This is a genomic window from Streptomyces sp. NPDC057682, assembly GCF_042799575.1.
Lineage (GTDB): Bacteria > Actinomycetota > Actinomycetes > Streptomycetales > Streptomycetaceae > Streptomyces.
This window is the reverse complement of the sequence record NZ_JBHVIN010000003.1, coordinates 381,752-399,528: the sequence shown is the minus strand read 5'-3', so window position 1 is coordinate 399,528 and position 17,777 is coordinate 381,752. Positions and strand designations below refer to the sequence as shown.

14 protein-coding genes are annotated in these 17,777 nt (G+C 72.8%); 5 read left to right on the top strand and 9 right to left on the bottom strand.

Going from position 1 to position 17,777, the window contains the following annotated elements; translation table 11 throughout:
* Window positions 1-69 precede the first annotated feature (69 nt).
* On the top strand, window positions 70-1,242 hold the full coding sequence (locus tag ACFVDM_RS06970) for a glycosyltransferase (protein WP_383634222.1): 1,173 nt from the start codon (window positions 70-72) through the stop codon (window positions 1,240-1,242).
* On the opposite strand, the gene ACFVDM_RS06965 is transcribed toward ACFVDM_RS06970, so the two are convergent.
* The 5 genes from ACFVDM_RS06965 to gmd are packed head-to-tail and all read right to left on the bottom strand — an operon-like array spanning window position 1,231 to window position 8,792.
* A complete protein-coding gene (locus ACFVDM_RS06965) occupies window positions 1,231-2,058 on the bottom strand; it encodes a glycosyltransferase family 2 protein (protein WP_383634220.1) in 828 nt (275 codons plus the stop codon). The two genes, ACFVDM_RS06970 and ACFVDM_RS06965, sit on opposite strands and share 12 nt — an antisense overlap.
* Window positions 2,055-2,753, bottom strand: coding sequence for a hypothetical protein (locus tag ACFVDM_RS06960; RefSeq protein ID WP_383634218.1), 699 nt, complete (start codon window positions 2,751-2,753; stop codon window positions 2,055-2,057). Before ACFVDM_RS06960 ends, ACFVDM_RS06965 begins: the two co-directional genes overlap by 4 nt.
* On the bottom strand, window positions 2,750-5,005 hold the full coding sequence (locus ACFVDM_RS06955; RefSeq protein ID WP_383634216.1) for a LamG-like jellyroll fold domain-containing protein: 2,256 nt from the start codon (window positions 5,003-5,005) through the stop codon (window positions 2,750-2,752). The genes ACFVDM_RS06960 and ACFVDM_RS06955 overlap by 4 nt, the downstream gene beginning before the upstream one ends.
* Window positions 5,002-7,782 (bottom strand): DNRLRE domain-containing protein, encoded by a 2,781-nt coding sequence (locus tag ACFVDM_RS06950; protein ID WP_383634214.1) that lies wholly within the window; start codon window positions 7,780-7,782, stop codon window positions 5,002-5,004. Before ACFVDM_RS06950 ends, ACFVDM_RS06955 begins: the two co-directional genes overlap by 4 nt.
* The gene (gene gmd, locus ACFVDM_RS06945) at window positions 7,779-8,792 is read right to left on the bottom strand and encodes a GDP-mannose 4,6-dehydratase (protein ID WP_383634212.1); all 1,014 of its coding nucleotides are present in this window, start codon (window positions 8,790-8,792) and stop codon (window positions 7,779-7,781) included. Before gmd ends, ACFVDM_RS06950 begins: the two co-directional genes overlap by 4 nt.
* Window positions 8,793-8,904: 112 nt before the next feature.
* Here gmd and ACFVDM_RS06940 point away from each other — a divergent pair, with 112 nt between their 5' ends.
* Window positions 8,905-9,888: a GDP-L-fucose synthase family protein gene (locus ACFVDM_RS06940; protein ID WP_383634210.1), complete on the top strand. Its 984-nt coding sequence runs from the start codon at window positions 8,905-8,907 to the stop codon at window positions 9,886-9,888.
* Window positions 9,889-9,986: 98 nt separating this feature from the next.
* Here ACFVDM_RS06940 and ACFVDM_RS06935 read toward each other — a convergent pair whose 3' ends face one another.
* Window positions 9,987-11,489: an exopolysaccharide biosynthesis polyprenyl glycosylphosphotransferase gene (locus ACFVDM_RS06935; protein WP_383634208.1), complete on the bottom strand. Its 1,503-nt coding sequence runs from the start codon at window positions 11,487-11,489 to the stop codon at window positions 9,987-9,989.
* A gap of 347 nt (window positions 11,490-11,836) precedes the next feature.
* Between ACFVDM_RS06935 and ACFVDM_RS06930 the strand changes: the two genes are divergently transcribed.
* Window positions 11,837-13,096 carry a D-arabinono-1,4-lactone oxidase gene (locus ACFVDM_RS06930; RefSeq protein ID WP_383634206.1) on the top strand — a complete coding sequence of 420 codons (1,260 nt, stop codon included), beginning with the start codon at window positions 11,837-11,839 and terminating at the stop codon, window positions 13,094-13,096.
* A 19-nt stretch (window positions 13,097-13,115) separates the two neighbouring features.
* On the opposite strand, the gene ACFVDM_RS06925 is transcribed toward ACFVDM_RS06930, so the two are convergent.
* Together ACFVDM_RS06925 and ACFVDM_RS06920 are read right to left on the bottom strand one after the other, a co-directional pair.
* Window positions 13,116-14,111, bottom strand: a complete 996-nt coding sequence (locus tag ACFVDM_RS06925) for an MASE1 domain-containing protein (protein ID WP_383634204.1) — start codon at window positions 14,109-14,111, stop codon at window positions 13,116-13,118.
* Window positions 14,112-14,193: 82 nt separating this feature from the next.
* The gene (locus ACFVDM_RS06920; RefSeq protein WP_383634202.1) at window positions 14,194-15,018 is read right to left on the bottom strand and encodes a PP2C family protein-serine/threonine phosphatase; all 825 of its coding nucleotides are present in this window, start codon (window positions 15,016-15,018) and stop codon (window positions 14,194-14,196) included.
* Window positions 15,019-15,202: 184 nt separating this feature from the next.
* Here ACFVDM_RS06920 and ACFVDM_RS06915 point away from each other — a divergent pair, with 184 nt between their 5' ends.
* Window positions 15,203-15,502: a DUF1876 domain-containing protein gene (locus tag ACFVDM_RS06915; RefSeq protein ID WP_383634200.1), complete on the top strand. Its 300-nt coding sequence runs from the start codon at window positions 15,203-15,205 to the stop codon at window positions 15,500-15,502.
* Window positions 15,503-15,576: 74 nt separating this feature from the next.
* Here the strand turns inward: ACFVDM_RS06915 and ACFVDM_RS06910 are convergent, their stop codons facing one another.
* Complete coding sequence (locus ACFVDM_RS06910) at window positions 15,577-16,878, bottom strand: pectate lyase (protein WP_383634198.1); 1,302 nt, start codon at window positions 16,876-16,878, stop codon at window positions 15,577-15,579.
* Window positions 16,879-17,159: 281 nt separating this feature from the next.
* Between ACFVDM_RS06910 and ACFVDM_RS06905 the strand changes: the two genes are divergently transcribed.
* Window positions 17,160-17,777: a DUF6629 family protein gene (locus tag ACFVDM_RS06905; RefSeq protein WP_383634196.1), complete on the top strand. Its 618-nt coding sequence runs from the start codon at window positions 17,160-17,162 to the stop codon at window positions 17,775-17,777.

The following is a 17,777-nucleotide window of genomic DNA, read 5'->3' as shown; positions in this document are numbered from 1 at the left end:
GAATCAACCCACTTGGGGTGATGTGATGACTAGTCTGTGAACAGTCGGACGAGGGCGAGGGGGACCCCGGTGAAGATCCTGCACATCGTCACACTGCACACTCCGGACCACGCCTTCGGCGGCCCGACCAGGGTCGCGCTGAACCTCTCCAAGGTGCAGCGCGCCGCAGGGGACGACGCCCGGATCATGGCGCTCGGCGACGGCTTCGAGGAAGCCCTGCCGGCGGACGTCGAGGGCGTGCCCGTCCACCTCTTCCAGGCCCGCCACCTGCTGCCGATGTTCGAGGTCAGCGGCATCACCTCGATGCCGCTGCTGCGCGCCGCACGCCGGATGATGCGCGGCGCCGACCTCGTGCACGTCCATCTGATGCGCGATCTGGTGACCCTGCCCGCCGCCCTCCTGGCCCTGGCCGGCCGTACCCCGCTGGTCGTCCAGACCCACGGCATGGTCGACCCCACCGAGAAGCGCGTCGCCCAGCTCACCGACCTGCTCGGCGTGCGGCGGGTGCTGCGCGGGGCCGACGCGGTGCTCCATCTGACCGAGGCCGAACGGCTCGATGTGAACGCGGTCGCCGCCCCGGTCGCCCTCACCCGCACCGTCCGGCTGGTCAACGGGGTCCGCCCCCAGGACTTCAAGCCCGCCCGCGATCCCGGCCGCCCGCCCACGGTGCTCTTCCTCGCCCGGATCCAGCAGCGCAAGCGCCCCGATGACTTCGTCGCCGCCATGCCCGCCGTGCTGGCCGAGCACCCCGACGCGCGCTTCGTCCTCGCCGGGCCCGACACCGGGGCCTTGCCCGGCACCCTGGCCCTCGCCGGGAGACTGGGCGTGCTGGGCTCCCTGGACCACGTCGGACCGCTCGGCCACGAGGAGGTCCTGGACGCAGGACGCCGGGCCGATGTCTATGTCCTGCCGTCGATCGAGGAACCGCTGGGCGTCTCGGTCCTGGAGGCGATGTCGGTGGGCACGCCCGTCGTCGTCACCCGCACCTGCGGACTGGGCCCCGATGTCGCCCGCGCCGGGGCCGGCCGGGTCATCGACAGCCGGCCCGGCGAGGACGCGGCCAACGCCGCGAAGGTGGCGCGGGCGGTCCTCGAACTCCTGGATCCCCGGGCCAACGCCGAGGCGGGGCAGGCCGCCTGGAAGCTCGTCAACGACGAGTTCACCATCGACGCGGTGACCGGGACGCTCCGGCGGACCTACGAGGACGTGGTCCGCCGGAGGCGCGCCGGCTCATCGCGCTGAACCCTCCCGGGACTTCAACGCGATCTGCCACCGGTAGAAGCTCATCGCCAGGGCGAAGTCGAACCCGGCCCGCCCGTCGAGGAAGCCCCTCCGGTACAGATACATGTACGCGAAGGACACCAGCGGTTTGAACGGCGCCTTGTGGAACAGCTGCCCCTGCCGGGACTTGACCCGGCGCACCTGCTCCTTGACGTCCGGATGGTGCTCCAGCCACGCCTCCCAGTCCGAGTAGCGGTTGTGCCGCTCGAACCAGGCCGTCACCGGGTCCAGGTCCTGGTGCTCGATCGGATGGCGCAAGGTGCCGGTGCTCTCGGCGACCGGCTGGTAGTGGCCCTCCACCTCGCCGATGCCCGGTGCGTCGAGGTCCCCCACCTCCGGATAGCGGGCCCTTGTCCGGTCGGTCAGGGACCGCTTGCGGATGGTGTACCCGTGCCGCAGCCGCTTCCCGGAGAACCAGTACCCGAGCGGGATGTCGTACGCGGCGGGCTTCGGCGCGGCCGGATCGGCGAAGACCTCCCGCAGTTCCGCCAGCAGCCCCGGGCTCAGCCGCTCGTCCCCGTCGAGGAGCAGGATCCACTCCAGGTCCGTGCGGACGTGGTCCAGGCACCACTGCTTCTTGCGGGGATGGCCGCCGTCCCAGGTGTACAGGACCACCTCGGCCCCGCACTCGGCGGCGATCTTGGCCGTGTCGTCGGTGCTGTGCGAGTCGACGACGACGACCGCCTCGAAATGGCCGAGGACCGACCGCACCGCCTCGGCGATGTTGAGCCCCTCGTTCTTCGTGGGGATCGCCACGGCTATCGGCAGTTTGCTCATCCCTTGTCCTTTGCGGGCAGCCAGGCGTAGCAGCCTGTGGAGGTGAAGGTGCGGGCCGAGACCGGAATCGTGAGCGTGCTCCGTCCGCCGTCCGTGGAGGATCCGGAGGCCAGCTCCTTGCCGCCGGCCCCGGTGACCTGCCAGGAGCAGGCCTTGGTCGGGCTGACGTCGCGGTAGCGCCCCGGGCGCAGGGCCCGGCCCTCGTACGTGCCGTCGGCGTAGCCCCCGGCGGCCCGGTCCACCAGGTCCTGGTGTCCGGTGCACAGATGCGCCACGGCCGGCTCCGCGTTCGCGATCTCTCCGGTGACGATCGCGCCGACGGCCACGTCCGGGTCGGCCTTGACCAGATAGGTGAGCCGGTCGCAGGTCTCCTGCCCGGTCTGGAGCACTGCCGCCGGGTCCATGCCCTTGGGCACCCGGTCGACCAGGTACTCCTTCTGCTTCTTGGTGAACGAGCCGGTGGCCGGGGTCAGTTCGTCGCTCGGGACCTTGGGGCCGGTGTCGGCGGGGGCGGCCGGACCCGCGGAGGCCGGCTTCCCGCCCCCGGCCGCCGAGCTCGTGGCCGGGGACGGCGAGGCCGCGGCGGCGGCGCGGGGCGTGCTCTCCGCTCCGCCGTCCTGGGACGGGGAGCCGCAGGCGGCCAGCGCCGCCGTCAGGACCACGACGGCGGCGCCGGCCGGGAACGGATATCTCATCCAGCCGTCCCCAGCGTGTAGTGGGAGGCGATCTGCGAGGCGCTGAGCGCGGTCGGGTAGACCGCCGTCTCGTCGATCTGCCCGGCGAAGAAGTTGCTCGTGGGACGGTTCGGCCAGTTGGCCAGGTTGTCCCCGCCGACCCGCCAGTACCCGGCGTAGGCCTGGTTGTTGGTGTACAGGGCGTTGGAGGCGCGCAGCTGGCCGTCGACGTAGAGGGCCATCCCCTGCGGACCCTGGGTGGCGACCACATGGTGCCAGGCACCGTCGTTGTAGGCGGCGCTCGTGGCAACCGTACGGCGGCCGCCCGAGCTGTACACGCCGAACATCAGCCGTCCGTCGTTGCGCATGTAGACGTGCTTGTCGAACGTGCCGCTGTTCTCCATGGTCAGATTGCCGAAGCCGATGATCTTCCCTCCTCGGACGGTCGTCGTCCTGATCCACGTCTCCAGCGTGAACGCGGTGGGCTGGGCGTGCCGCCGGTTGCTGTAGGCGTACTCGTCCGTGCCGTTGAAGCCGATCGCGGTGGACGGGCCGGGCACCGCGGCCGGCGTCTGCCGGTAGGCCGGGGCATTGCGCAGGAACCCGTTGTCCAGATTCCCGGAGGAGTCGGCGGCGAACGTCGAGACGCCCTCGTCGTAACGCCAGTACAACGAGGCCCCGTCGGCGATCACCCGGGTCGGATACGGCTCCGGGCCCCAGGCCACCACCGCCGTGGCCGCCGGTGACTTGGCGCTGGTGTTGGTGCCGTCGCTCGCGCTGATCCGGTAGGTATGGGTCTCGCCCGCCGCCACGTCCAGGTCCGTCCACGTCAGCTGGGGGCGGTCCCAGAAGACCGAGGACGCGGTCACGGTGTGCACGGGTGTGCTCGCCCCGTCCTTGTAGATCCGGTACGTGAGATCCCCGTCGTCGGTGTCGAAACTGGTCTGCCAGTTCACGTCCACCTGACCCGGGCGGACGGTGGAGGCGCTGACGTTGGGAACCCACGGCGCGCCCGTGTCCGGGCCGTCGGCGAACCGGGTCAGCCCCTGCTGAGCCGACCCGTTGACGGTGGTGAACTCGCCGCCCACCCACAGGTAGTGGTGTCCGCCCTTGTCCGTCTGCGCCATCACCCGGGGTCCGACGGGCTCGCCGATCCCGTCGTTGGTGTCCGGGAACCAGGGCAGCAGCTTCGGGTCGTTCACCGCCTGGGCCAGCAGATGCTTGCGCGGCTGGTCGGGGAACTCGCCCATGGACGCGCAGTCGTGGGCGTGGCTCCCGCTGTACAGCACCCCCGCGTGGACCAGGATCGCCTGGGTCGCGCCCAGGCAGGTGTCGCGCCACACCTGGTCGAAGGTGCCGAGGTCGAGCGCGATCCGGCCGTCGAACACCCCGCCGCCGGTGCCCTCGTTGGCGGTGTAGAACTGGGTGGCGTCCGAGGTGAGGTCCTGCACCGTCGAGGTGTTCGGGATGAACCCGGGATAGCTCCTGGTCACGGCGCCCGTGGTGGCGTCCACCACGGCCAGCGCGTGCGAGTTCGTCCCGTTGACGGTGAAGAAGTCCCCGCCGATCACCAGATGCTGCCCGTCCGGCGTCAGCTCGACGGCCCGGCCGACCTCGTCGGTGTTCGCGGTGAACGGCTTGAGCTGAGCGTCCGTGGTCACCGCGGCGAACTTGTTCCGGGTCTGCCCGGCGACGCTGTTGAAGTCGCCGCCGAGGTACACCGTGTCGTCGGTGACCGCGAGCGCCCGCACGGTCGCCGACACCGCGACCTTGAAGTCCTGCCGGGGCGTGCAGGTGGCCGTGTCGACGGCGGCGATATTGCTGACGCCGACACCGTTCACGGACCCGAACTGGCCGCCCGCGTACAGCGTGGAGCCGTCCGGCGAGAGCACCAGCGACCGCACCGTCGCGGTTCCCGAGGAAAGGGTGAAGGACAGGCTGCATCCGGTCGGGGCGCCCGTCGCCGCGTCGAAGGCGGCGAAGTTGACCGCGGGCTGTTCCGAGGTGCCCGCCGCCGCGCCGGGCGGCCGGACGGTGGAGAAGGTGCCGCCCGCGTAGACCGTGCCGTCGGCGGAGGCGGCCATGGACCAGACGATGCCGTTGGTCTGCCAGGTGGACAGATCGTCGGCGGTGAGGGAGACCGGCGGGGTGAGCGCCGATGCCGGGGATCCCGAGGCGGCGGCGCTCAGCGCGCTGGCGAGCAGACAGAGCGCGGCGGCTGCGGCCCGCAGCCGGCCGCGTCCCCGTCCGTGCCCCGTGGTGGGGTTCATCATTCAGCTCCGAAGGTGAGAACGAGCTGCGGCCGCCAGGCCGCGGTGGCGATCTCGCCCGACCAGATGCGCAGACTGTCCGTTCCGCTTCCGGTGAGGGCGAGTGAGTAGGCGGAGCCCAGGGCCCCGCCCAGGGCCGGCGCGTCCAGTTCCACCGAGTAGTCCGTGGAGACGGCGGTCGCGCCGGAGATGGTCCCCAGCACCGTCGCGGCGAGCGACGGCCGGGTGTTGTAGGTGACGGTCGACTCGCTCCACGCGCCGGTCACCGGCACGAGGGTGTGGGGTTCGGTCGAGCCGGCCGTCGGATCGGAGGAGGTGCGGAAGGTGAGCCGGGCGGAGGTGAGCCGCTGCCCGGCCGGTGCCGACGGGAGCGCGAAGCGCAGATAGCCGAGGTACGGCGTGCTGCCCCGGGAGGCGAGCTGGTTGTCGTCGTACGTGGTGTTCGGGGCGACGCCGTTCACATAGGCGTCCTCGGCCGGCGTCAGCGTGACCGTGGTCTCCCCGGGGCCCGTCGGAGTGTCCGCCAGCGCGTGGTGCGCGGCCACCTGCTCCGCGCTCAGCGCCGTCGGGTAGAGCGCGGTCTCGTCGATCCGCCCGGCGAAGTAGCCGCTCGTCGGGCGGTTCGGCCAGGCCGCGGACATGGCGTCCCCGCCCACCCGCCAGTAGCCGTTGTACGAGCGGTTCCCAGCGGTGGTGTTCGCGGCGACCTGCACCCCGTCCACGTACAGCCGCATCCCGGCCGGCCCCTGGGTGGCCACGGCGTGGTGCCAGACGTCGTCGTTGTACGAGGCCGCCGAGGTGAGCGTCGGACGGCTGGCGGTGCTGCCGGTCTGCACCCCGAAGGCCAGACGCCCGGTGTCGGTCAGATAGAGGATCTTGTCGGAGATGGAGCTGGTGTGGCCCTGCGCGGTCCCGATGTTGTTGCCGTATCCGACCAGCCGCCCGCCCCGGGTGGTCGCCGTGCGGAACCAGGTCTCGATGGAGTACGGCGACGGCGAGGTGTAGTGGTGCAACCGGTCGCTGTACACGTACTGGTCGGTGCCGTCGAGGGCCAGGGCGGCCGAGCCGGCCACGGCGGACGGGACCGAGCGGTACCCGGGCCCGTTCATGTACACGCCACCGTCGCCGCCGTCCGAGGCGTCCGCCGCGAAGGAGCCGCCCGCCTCGTCGTACCGCCAGTACAGCTCCGCCCCGTCGGCCAGCACCCGCGCCGCGTACGGACTCGCCGCACCGGCCGCGGTGACGGAGGCCCCCGGGGAGAGCGCGCTGGTGGTACGGCCGTCGCTCGCGGTGATCCGGTACGTGTAGGTACGCCCGGTCACCACGTCGCCGTCCGTGAAGGTGAGCTGGGGCCGGCTGTAGAAGAGGGACGAGGCGGTCGTGGTGTACACCGGCGTGGACCCGCCGTCGCGGTACACCCGGTAGGTGAGCAGGCTGTCGTCCAGATCCAGACTCGCGCGCCAGCTCACCCGCACCTGCCCGGCGCGCGGCGCCGACACGCTGACCACCGGCACCGAGGGCGCCCCCGTGTCCGGGGAGGTGGCGAACCGGGTCAGCGACTGCTGCGCCGCCCCGTTGACAGTGGTGAACTCGCCGCCCACCCAGAGGAAGTCCCGCCCGCCCCGCGAGGCGACGGTCAGCGCGCGCGGCCCCACCGGCTCGCCGATGCCGTCATTGGTGTCCGGCCACCAGCCGAGCATCGCCGGATCGTCCACCTTCTGCGCGGTCAGGTGCTTGCGGACCTGGTTGGGGAAGCCGCCCATGGTCGAGCAGTCGTGGACGTGGCTGCCCGCGTAGAGGACCCCCTGATACACCCGCAGCGCCTGGGTGGCGCCCTGGCAGGTGTCCCGCCAGCGCTGGCCGAAGCCGGTCAGGTCCATCGCCAGCCGGCCGTCGAACGAGGCGCCGCCCGCGCCCTCGCCCGCCGCGTACCACCCCCCGGAGGCGGAGTCCGTGACGATGTCCTTGATCACCGCCGACGCGGGGATGAAGTTGTCCGGGTACGCCCGGGCCACCGCGCCCGTGTCCGCGCCGGTCACCGCGAGCGCGTGCGAGGCCGTCCCGCCCACGGTGAAGAAGTCCCCGCCGATCAGCACATGGCGTCCGTCCGGGGTGACCTTCAGGGCCCGGCCGGGGTCGTCGGCGTTCGGATTCCACGCGGTCAGCGCGCCGGACGGCGTCACGGCCGCGAAGAACCGGCGGCCGGTCCCGTTCACGGTCTGGAAGTCACCGCCCGCGTACACCGTGCCGTTCGCCGACACGTCCAGCGCCCGCACGGTCGCCCCGAAGCCCGGCGCGAATCCGGGACGCGGGGCGCACGTCGCGGTGTCGATCGCCGCCAGACCGTTGACCGCCGTCCCGTTCACCGCGTTGAAGTAACCGCCCGCGTAGAGGGTCGACCGGTCCGGCGAGACGGCGAGCGCGCGGACCGTCGCGGTGCCGGAGGTCCGGGTGAAGGAGAGCGAACAGCCCGTGGGCGCGCCGGTGGCGGCGTCGAACGCGGCGAAGTTCACCGCCGGTGTGCCCTCGGCCGGGGCCGAACCCGCCGGGCGCACCCGGGTGAAGGTGCCGCCCGCGTAGACCACCCCGTCGGCCTCCGCCAGGGTCCAGACAATGCCGTTGGTCTGGTAGGTCGGCAGGTCGTCGGCGGTGAACGCGACCGGGGGAGTGAGCGCGGCGGCCGGGGGAGCGGTGGCGGCCGAGGCCGTCAGCACGCCCGCCGCCAGGGCCAGGACGGTGGCGACCACCCCGCAGCGCCGGGACCGCCCCCACGGTCTCACCGGTCCACCCGCACGGCCGCGCCCGTCAACTGGTCGGCCAGCTGCCGGACATCGGCGTCGACCATGATCCGGGCCAGCTCCCGGGCCCGCACGGCCGGCTTCCAGCCCAGCAGCTCCGCGGCCTTGGAGGCGTCCCCGATCAGCGCGTCGACCTCGCTGGGCCGCTCGTACTTGGCGTCGTACAGGACGTGCTCGCGCCAGTCGAGACCGGCGTGCTCGAAGGCGTACTCCAGGAACTCCCGGACGCTGACGCCCTCCCCGGTCGCCACCACGTAGTCGTCCGGGGTGTCGCACTGGAGCATCCGCCACATCGCGTCGACGTACTCCGGCGCGTACCCCCAGTCGCGCACCGCGTCCAGGTTGCCCAGGTGCAGATGGCTCTGCAGACCCGCCTTGATCCGGGCCACCCCCCGGGTGATCTTCCGGGTCACGAAGGTCTCGCCGCGCCGGGGCGACTCGTGGTTGAAGAGGATCCCGTTGACCGCGAACATCCCGTACGCCTCGCGGTAGTTGACCGTCGCCCAGTACGAGTAGACCTTGGCGACGCTGTACGGGCTGCGCGGGTGGAACGGGGTGCGCTCGTTCTGCGGCGGCGGGCTGGCGCCGAACATCTCCGAGGACGACGCCTGGTAGATCCGGGTCTCCACGCCGCTGGCCCGCACGGCCTCCAGCAGCCGGATCGTGCCGAGCCCCGTGACGTCGCCCGTGTACAGGGGGGCGTCGAAGGAGACCCGCACATGCGACTGCGCGCCCAGGTTGTAGACCTCGTCCGGCCGGATGTCGCGCAGCAGGTTGACCAGCGCCACCCCGTCCGCGAGATCGGCGTGGTGCAGCACGAAGGAGCGGTGCTCCTCCTCGGGCCCCTGGTAGATGTGGTCGATCCGCTCGGTGTTGAAGCTCGACGAGCGGCGGATCAGCCCGTGGACCGTGTAGCCCTTCTGCAGCAGCAGTTCCGACAGGTACGAACCGTCCTGCCCGGTCACACCGGTGATGAGCGCGGTCTTCCCCATGTGTCCCCCTTCTGTGGTCGCCGGAACGGCGATCGGTCACCGAAATGTCAAGACTTGAGCGTTCTGTTGCAAAACGTCACGACATCGGAACGGTGCTGGCAGAATCCGGGCCATGACGACTGATCTCCCCGGCCCCTCCCAGGAATCCGTTCCGTCCCTGCTACGTCCGGGCGCCCGGGTGTTCGTCGCCGGCCACCGGGGCCTGGTGGGCTCGGCGCTGGTGCGCCGCCTCACCGCCGACGGCCACGACGTCCTCACCCGGGGGCGCGAGACGCTCGATCTGCGCGACGCCGAGCGCACCGCTGCCTTCCTCCGCGACACCCGCCCCGACGCCGTGGTGCTCGCCGCCGCCCGCGTCGGCGGGATCATGGCCAACAGCACGTATCCGGTGCAGTTCCTGGAGGACAACCTCCGCATCCAGCTGAGCGTGATCGCCGGGGCGCACGCCGCCGGGATCCCGCGGCTGCTCTTCCTCGGCTCGTCCTGCATCTACCCCCGGCTCGCCCCCCAGCCCATCCCCGAGAGCGCCCTGCTCACCGGCCCGCTGGAGCCGACCAACGAGGCGTACGCCCTCGCGAAGATCGCCGGCATCGTGCAGACCCGGTCCTACCGGAGGCAGTACGGCGCCTCGTACATCAGCGCCATGCCGACCAATCTCTACGGACCCGGCGACAACTTCGACCTGGAGAGCTCGCACGTCCTGCCCGCGCTGATCCGCCGCTTCCACGAGGCGGAGCGGGACGGTGCGCCGGAGGTGGTGCTGTGGGGCTCCGGAAACCCCCGGCGCGAATTCCTCCACGTCGACGACCTGGCCGCCGCCTGCGTCCTGCTGCTGGAGCGCTACGACGCGGAGGAACCGGTCAACATAGGCACCGGCGAGGACCTGACGATCCGTGAACTCGCCGGAACCGTCGCCGAGGTGACCGGCTACCGGGGCGCCGTGCGCTGGGACACGGAGAAGCCGGACGGCACCCCGCGCAAACTCCTGGACGTCTCCCGGCTCACCTCCCTCGGCTTCGCCCCCCGCGTGCCGCTGCGCGAGGGCATCGCCCGCACCTACGCCGGCTGGCTGGAGGAGCGCGGCGCCCCGCGCTGACCCGTGCCGCCCGCCCGGCGCCCCCGCCGGACGGACCGCCGCCACCGCGCGGCGGTCCGTCCGGCCCGTTCCCGTTCCCCCCATCCGGCCCGCCGCCCTCAGTACGCGCCGCGGCCGTCGGTGACGGCGCGCAGGGTCCGGGCCATGAGCCCCATGTCCGTGGCCACCGACCAGTTGTCGACGTACCAGAGATCGAGCGAGACGGTCTCCTGCCAGGACAGGTCCGACCGGCCGCTGACCTGCCACAGGCCGGTGAGCCCCGGCTTGACCGCGAGCCGCCTCAACTCCCGCTCGTCGTAACGGGACACCTCGTCGGGCAGCGGCGGACGCGGACCGACCAGGGACATGTCACCACGTAACACATTGAAGAGCTGGGGCAGTTCGTCCAGGGACGAGCGGCGCAGCAGCCGGCCCACCCGGGTCACCCGGGGGTCCCGGCGCATCTTGAACATCGGTCCGTCGGTCTCGTTCGCGGCCGCCAGCCGGGCCCGGTGCCGTTCGGCGTCCGCCACCATCGTGCGGAACTTCCACATCGTGAACGGGCGGTTGTGCTGCCCCTGGCGCACCTGGCGGTGGAAGACCGGCCCGGCCGAGGTGAGCCGCACCGCGACCGCCACCGCCAGCAGCAGGGGCGCCAGGGCGAGCAGACCGAGGGCGGCGCCGGCACGGTCCACCGCCGCCTTGAGCGCGGGCTGCGGCCCGTGCCGCAGCGGCGGCGCGATGTGCAGCAGCGTGAGACCCGCGGCGGACGAGGGGCGGACCCGGCGCTCGGAGATCTCCGAGAGGTGCGAGAGGACGGACAGATCGAGCCCGCCGTCGTGCAGCGCCCAGGACAGCCGGCGCAACCGCTCCTCGGCGAGCCGGGTGCCCGGCACCACCAGCGCCAGATCCGCCTCGTACGCGAAGGCCGCGCCCAGCACCGTCGAGGCGTCGTCGTCCGCGGGCTCCGGAGCCAGCCGCCCCGGCACCGGGGCCTCGCAGCCCAGGGCCGCCGTGCCGACGGGCAGGGCCGCCACCACCCGGTAGCCGTGATCGCTCCGGGAGGTCAGCAGCCGCACCGCCCGGTCCACCCCCGCGGCCTCGCCGACCACCAGCACCCGGCGCACCGCGCTCCGCCGCCGGGACCACGGCAGCCGCCGCACGCCTCCGGCCGCCAGGGCCACCAGGAGTCCGGGCAGCAGCGCGACGACCACCGTCGCCGGGTCGACGGGGGCCCGGGTGGCGGTGCCGAGCACCGCCACCACGCCGATGAGCAGCAGCCAGTCCCCGGCGGCGGTCAGGGCGCCGGGCGCGGCATCGGCCGGTCGCCGTGCGTAGCGGCCGCGCGCGGCCCGCACGCAGCACCACACCAGTGCGGCCGTGGTCGCCGCAGTGGCCGGCGAGGGCTGGGCGCCGGCGCGGAGCACCAGCCAGCCGGGAACCCCCAGGCCCAGCAGGTCGGTGCAGACGACGAACGGCAGACGCCGGCCGGTCCCCGTTCGCGCCGTGGTCCGGGCCGAACGGTCGCGCTGTACGGTCGGGCCCTGCGGCGGCCGGTCGGAGGCCCGGCCGCAGAGCCGGTTCGAAGCGGTCCGCGGACGTGGCGCCCCTGCCAGTCCCACGGGTCCTGATATTTCGGATTCGGGTAGCTCGACATGCCCCATGAACCCCCCAGTCACAGTTGCATCGCCACAAACGGGGCGCATCCGCCGATCCTGTGGACTGACGGATGCGCCCTCGCTCGGTGCACGATATCCACACACGTGCCCTTTCGCTGCTGTTCCAGTGAAGTTCAGACAGGCGGAGGGGGCATGAACTCGTCCCGATCCGTACGGGATCTCAGGTTCTGTAGCCGGTTGTTGGTATGTGGGACGTGGGGGAACCGGATGCTGTGCGGATATGTCCGTCTGGGAGAATCGTGGTGCCGGGGCGGGATCGGCCCCGGTCACGAGCGAAAGAAGGACGCACGGTGACTCCCGCGGAGACGAACTGGGCCGGCAACATCACGTTCGGGGCGAAGCGGCTGTGCGTCCCCCGCTCGGAGGCCGAACTGCGGGAGACGGTCGCCGCCGCCACCTCGGTCCGGGCGCTGGGCACCCGGCACTCCTTCAACACGGTCGCCGACACCACCGGTGACCTGGTCTCCGTGGCCGGACTGCCCCGCGAGGTCGGCATCGACCCGGACACGCGCACCGCCACGGTCGGCGGCGGACTGCGCTTCGGCGAGTTCGCCGGGGATCTGCACGCGCGCGGGTTCGCGCTGCACAACCTGGGTTCGCTGCCGCACATCTCGCTGGCCGGCGCCTGTGCGACCGGCACCCACGGCTCGGGGGCCGCGCTCCCGTGCCTCGCGGGCGCGGTCCGTTCCCTCGACCTGATCACTGCCGACGGCGCGAAGCTCACCCTCGGCCGTGGCGACGCGGGCTTCGACGGCGCGGTCGTGGCGCTGGGCGCGCTCGGCGTGGTGACAAGGCTGACGCTCGACCTGGTCCCCGCCTTCGACGTGCGGCAGTGGGTGTACGAGGATCTGCCCGAGTCCGTTCTGACCGACGGCTTCGACGCGGTGACGGGCGCCGCGTACAGCGTCAGCGTCTTCACGGACTGGCGGCCGGGACCGCTCGCCCAGGTCTGGGTCAAGGAGCGCGTCGGCGACCCGGGCGCCGAGGACGTGCCGGCCCTGCTGCCGGGCGCGCGCCCGGCCGACGGTCCGCGCCACCCCGTTCCCGGCATGGACGCCGGCCACTGCACGCGCCAGGGCGGTGTCCCCGGCCCCTGGCACCGCCGGCTGCCGCATTTCCGGCTGGAATTCACCCCGAGCAACGGCGACGAACTCCAGTCCGAGTACTTCGTGGCCCGTGAGGACGCGGCCGCCGCCTACGAGGCCCTGGCCCGAATCCGGGACCTGATCGCCCCGGTGCTCCAGATCTCCGAGATCCGCACCGTCGCCGCCGACCGGCTCTGGCTCAGCCCCGCCTTCGGCCGCGACTCCGTCGCCTTCCACTTCACCTGGGTCCCGGACGGCGCAGCGGTCGCCCCGGTGCTCGCCCGGATCGAGGAGGCGCTGGCCCCCTTCGGCGCCCGCCCGCACTGGGGCAAGGTCTTCGGCACCCCGCCCGACGTGCTGCGCACGCTCTACCCCCGCTACCGGGACTTCGAGGCGCTGATGGCCCGCCACGATCCCGAGGGCACCTTCCGCAACGACTTCCTGGACCGCCACTTCGCGCGCTGAGCCCCCGCGCGGCGCCCGGTCAGCGGCTGTCGCGTTCGTCCTCCGCCCGCGACGGCCAGGCCGCGGCCGACCGGCCGGGGGCCAGCTGGTCGACCAGTTCGGCCAACTCCTCGCAGGCGCGCTCGATCCGCCGCCGGACCGTCTGCTGTTCGGTCACGACGGCCGCCAGCAGCAGCGCGGTCAGCGCGACGGCACCGTTCAGGACCGTCAGGTTGATCATGTCCTCGACCATCGTGTGGCCGGCGAACGGCCCGACCCGGTCCGTCGCCGCGACGGTCGCCAGGACCGACACCAGCAGCGCGCACGGGGCGCTGCCCGCCAGCCGGAAGCGCAGGGCCGCCCAGACGACGATCGGGAAGACCAGATAGAGCATCGACAGCGGGCTTCGGGTCGCCTCCAGCGTGCCGGCGACAGCGACCACCGTGAGCGCGCCGGCCTCCGCCCAGCGGTCGTCGGCCCGGGGCATCCGCAGCCGCCGCAGCACCAGCACCACCGGGGTGACCACCAGCACCCCCATCACGTCCCCGGCCCACCACGCCGCCCACGCCGACCAGAATCCGCTCGACGGCAGCTTCTCCACCACCAGCAGGGACACCGTGCCGGTCGTCGCGCTGATCAGCATTCCGGTCAGCGCCCCCAGGAAGACCAGCAGGATGCCGTCGCGCAGCCGGGCCAGGTCCGTACGGAATCCGGCCCGGCGCAGCAGCAGATACGCGAGGAAGGGGGCGAGCGTGTTGCCCGCGACGACGAACGCGGTGGACCCCGACACCGAACCGCTGAGCGTCGTGATCACGAGCAGGGAACCCAGCGCGATCCCCGGCCAGACCCGCGCGCCCATCAGCAGCAGCGCGGCCAGCGCGATGCCGGTGGGCGGCCACAGCGGGGTGATCACCGCCCCGTCGACGATCACCTGCCGGGTCAGTCCCAGGGCCCCGGCCGCGTAGTAGGCACCGGCGACACCCAGGACACGGAGTAACGCCACGGCCCGGCGGCGGTTGTTCTCGCTGCGGATCACGCCTCTCATCAGACACCGGCGCCCGGGGTGACGGCCGCGTGACACGCCCCCGCCGCCCCGCGCCCGGTGGCGCGGCGCCGTCTCAGCCGGCGGCCGGGGCCCCGGTGTGGCGCAGCACGAGGACCGCGGCGTCGTCCTCGTGGCCGGTGCGCTCGGCGGTGCCGAGGACGGCGTCGGCCACCGTGTCCGCGTCGTCGCGCGCATACGCGCGCACCACCCGCTCGACCGCTTCCATCCCCTCCGTGATCGGGTACGAGGGGCCCTCCACCACCCCGTCGGTGACCAGGACGAACACCCCGTCGCCGGTGAGGCGGCGGGCGGTGACCGGATAGTCCTCGCCGGTCTGGATCCCGAGCGGCAGTCCGCCCTCGTCCTCGGTGACGCCCGAGGCCCCGCCGGCCGTGGCCCAGACCGCGCCCACATGGCCGGCGCGGGCGATCAGCAGCTCCCGGGTGCCCGGTTCGAGCCGGACGAAGGTGCAGGTCGCCAGGAGGGCGGAGTCCACGGCGAGCAGCAGTTCGTTCGTCTGCCGCAGGACCTCGCCGGGATCGGCCGCCGTCGTCGCCAGTGCCCGCATGGCGATGCGGACCTGGCCCATGAAGGCCGCCGCCTCGACGTCATGGCCCTGGACGTCCCCGATGGCGAAGGCCAGCGCACCGTCCGGAAGCCGGAAGCCGTCGTACCAGTCGCCGCCGATGTCCAGGCCGCTGCGGGCCGGTGCGTAGCGGGCGGCCGTGCTCAGCCCGGGTGCCGAGGGCAGTTCGGGCGGCAGCATCTCGCGCTGGAGGGCTTCCGCCAGTTCCACCCGGGCCTGGTGCAGCTCCACCTCGTGCCGTGCGCGCGAGGTCAGCCGATGGAGGGTGGTCAGCAGCTCCTCGGCACTGGCCGAGCGGGGACGCCGGTTCATGGGCCGCTCCGCGGTGCGTGGGGTCGCCAGGAAGCATCGTATTTCGGACCGGGGTCCGGCGCAGGCCGAGCCGGGGCCGCCCGTGCCGGGAACGGGCGCGGGCAGCCGGATGGGTGGATGCTGGAGATGACCCGTACGACGACGGCGGCGCCCGCCCACCGGTAGCGGGCCCGGGAGGTGTGCGATGAACCGCACGATGGAATGGACGGTCCGCGTCGATCTGTCGGAGGTGGACGGAACGACGAAGGCGGAAGCGGTGCTGGACACCGGAACGGCGAAGCTCACCGGTCACGGCATCGCCCGGTGCGCTCCCCAGGACCCGGACGTGCCCACCATCGGGGACGAGCTGGCGGCGAGCCGCGCGATGCGCGATGTCGCGGGTCAGCTGATGAGCGTCGCCGACCGCGAGATCGGCCGCGCGGGCGCGGGCTCGTCCGACGAACCCGTGCCGCCGCCGTACGCCTGGTCGGACGGAACGGCCTGATGTGAAGCGGACCGGACGGACGGACCCGCCCGCCCCGGTGGCCGGGGCGGGCGGGCGCGACGGCTCCGTGCGCGTCAGTCGGCGTAGGTGATGTCGGAGCCGGAGTAGATGCAGTTCGTGCCGTCGGCGCCGGTGCCGATCTTGCTGGGCTCGCCGCTGGTCACGCCCTTGTACTTGGTGCAGATGTCGATGTCGTGGTCCGCGTCGTCGTAGATCGTGACGCCGGAGAAGCGGGCCGTGTCACCGTAGTTGGTGTTGATCCCCACCAGGGTGTCGCCCGGAGCGGTGACCCAGACGTTCTGCACCTGGACGTGCCGTCCGTACTGGGTGGAGCAGTTGCCGCAGGAGCGGTAGAGCTTGCCGAAGTCCTCGACCTGGAAGTTCTTGATGACGAGGGTGCCGCCGCCGTTGTGCTGGAAGACCTTGTCGTCCGCAAGCCTCGCGCCGCCGCCGTCGACCGTGCGCACCAGCGAGGAGGAGCCGCCGAGGAAGGTGGCGGCGTCCTCGCCGACATCCTCCCACCACACGTTCTTCAGCGTGCAGGTGCCCGCGCAGTGCACCCCGTCCGCGGCGGGGGAGCCGAGGATGACGTTCTGCAGGGTGGCGCCGTCCGCCAGCTCGATCAGGGCCGGCTGGTCCTCGTCCTGTCCGCCGCTGCCCAGGTCCCCACTGCCGTAGAAACGCTTGAGACCGCCGTCGTAGCTGCCGGAGACCTTCATCGTCGAGGTGAGCGGCTGGCTGCTCGTGGCCTTCGGCCAGGCCGGCGGGGCCCCGGGGTCGGTCGGCGGGTCGGTCGGGTCCGTGGGCGGGTCGGTCGGGGTCGATCCGGCGGCGGTGAACGTCCAGCGCTTGCTGGTCACCGAGTCGCAGGAGTTCTGCTGGACGAGGGCGCCGGCCGCCGTCGAGCTGTCCTTCACGTTCAGGCACTTGCCGCCGTTGGCGTTGACGACCTGGTACGTGGCGCCGCTGACCTGCGTCAGCGTCCACACCTGCCCGGCCCCGCCGGTGCAGCCCTGCTGCTCCACGGCCTTGCCCGCGCTCGTGGAGGCGTCGCGCACCCCGGCGCACCGTCCGCTGTGGGCGGCGGTCAGGGTGTAGCCGCTGCCGGACGCCTTGAGCTGCCAGGTCTGGGCGGCGGCCCCGGAACACGCGCGCTGGGCGAGCTGTACTCCGTCGGAGGCCGCGGAGCCGGGGACCTCCAGACACAGTCCGCTGTTCGCGTTCGACAGGCTGTACGAGCCGGTCGCGGGGGCCGCCGTCGCGGAATCGGTCGCGAAGAGCGCGGTGAACCCGGCGAGGAGGAGTGAGGCACCGGCGACGAAGACGGCGGCTGTGCGGCCGCCCCTCCGTTCGGCATGCTGATTTCTGGTACGCACTGGGTATTCCTTTCACCGCCCGCGGTGTTCCCCGCGGGCACCAATGAGGGGTTCGGTCCGGTGGCAGGCAATCCCTCGGCCAGGGGAACGGCAGGGGAGAGCGTTCCGTATGCTGACCTGAGTTCTTGTATGCGAACGACGGTGACGGTACGTCAATGGCATGGACCGGTCAAGGAGTCGGTGTGTCACAGTCCGCGACCCGGCCGGCGGGCCGTACCGTGACCGGGGCGGCGGCCGTGGTCCGGCGCGGCCGGCGGAGACGAGGAACCACGGGGTGAGCCATGTGCTGGAGCGCCACCGCCGATCTCGTCGCGGGCACCGCGGTGGCCGCGACCGGCGCCGTCTGCGTCGCACGCACCCGCCGGCCGCGCGATCTTCCGCTCGCCGCCCTGCCGCTCCTCCTCGGGGCGCACCAGATCGTCGAGGCCGCGGTCTGGCACGCGGACGGCGGCAGCGGCCCGGCCACCCTCGCCTGGGCGGTCATCGCCCTGCCGGTCCTGGCGCTCTGGGTCCCGCTGGGCGTGCTGTGCGCCGTCCCGCCCGCCGCCCGCCGCCGCCAGGCCGTGCCGCTGGCCGCCGGGGTCCTGACCGCCGCCGTCCTCGCCTACGCCCTGGCGACACGGCCGGTGACGGCCCACATCCGCGGCCGCACCGTCGGATACGTGCTCGGCCTGCCGCTCCCCGGACCGATCGTGGCGGGCTACCTCCTCGCGACCGTCGGCGCGCTGCTGCTCTCCGGCGACCGGTGGCTGGTGCGCCTCGGCGTCCTGGCGGGCGTCGGAGCGGCGGTCTGCGCGGTGCTGTGGCGCACGGAGTTCGTCTCCACCTGGTGCGCGCTCGCGGCGGTCTGCTCGGTGGTGCTGCTCGCCCGGTCCGGCGTCCGGCCGGCTCCCGCCTGA

Bases quoted from the DNA above. Each gene is read 5' to 3' on its own strand.
- ACFVDM_RS06960 (WP_383634218.1), bottom strand. From the start codon at position 2,753: ATGAGATATCCGTTCCCGGCCGGCGCCGCCGTCGTGGTCCTGACGGCG.
- ACFVDM_RS06920 (WP_383634202.1), bottom strand. From the start codon at position 15,018: ATGAACCGGCGTCCCCGCTCGGCCAGTGCCGAGGAGCTGCTGACCACC.
- ACFVDM_RS06940 (WP_383634210.1), top strand. From the start codon at position 8,905: ATGACGACTGATCTCCCCGGCCCCTCCCAGGAATCCGTTCCGTCCCTG.
- ACFVDM_RS06905 (WP_383634196.1), top strand. From the start codon at position 17,160: ATGTGCTGGAGCGCCACCGCCGATCTCGTCGCGGGCACCGCGGTGGCC.
- ACFVDM_RS06915 (WP_383634200.1), top strand. From the start codon at position 15,203: ATGAACCGCACGATGGAATGGACGGTCCGCGTCGATCTGTCGGAGGTG.
- ACFVDM_RS06955 (WP_383634216.1), bottom strand. From the start codon at position 5,005: ATGATGAACCCCACCACGGGGCACGGACGGGGACGCGGCCGGCTGCGG.
- gmd (WP_383634212.1), bottom strand. From the start codon at position 8,792: ATGGGGAAGACCGCGCTCATCACCGGTGTGACCGGGCAGGACGGTTCG.
- ACFVDM_RS06965 (WP_383634220.1), bottom strand. From the start codon at position 2,058: ATGAGCAAACTGCCGATAGCCGTGGCGATCCCCACGAAGAACGAGGGG.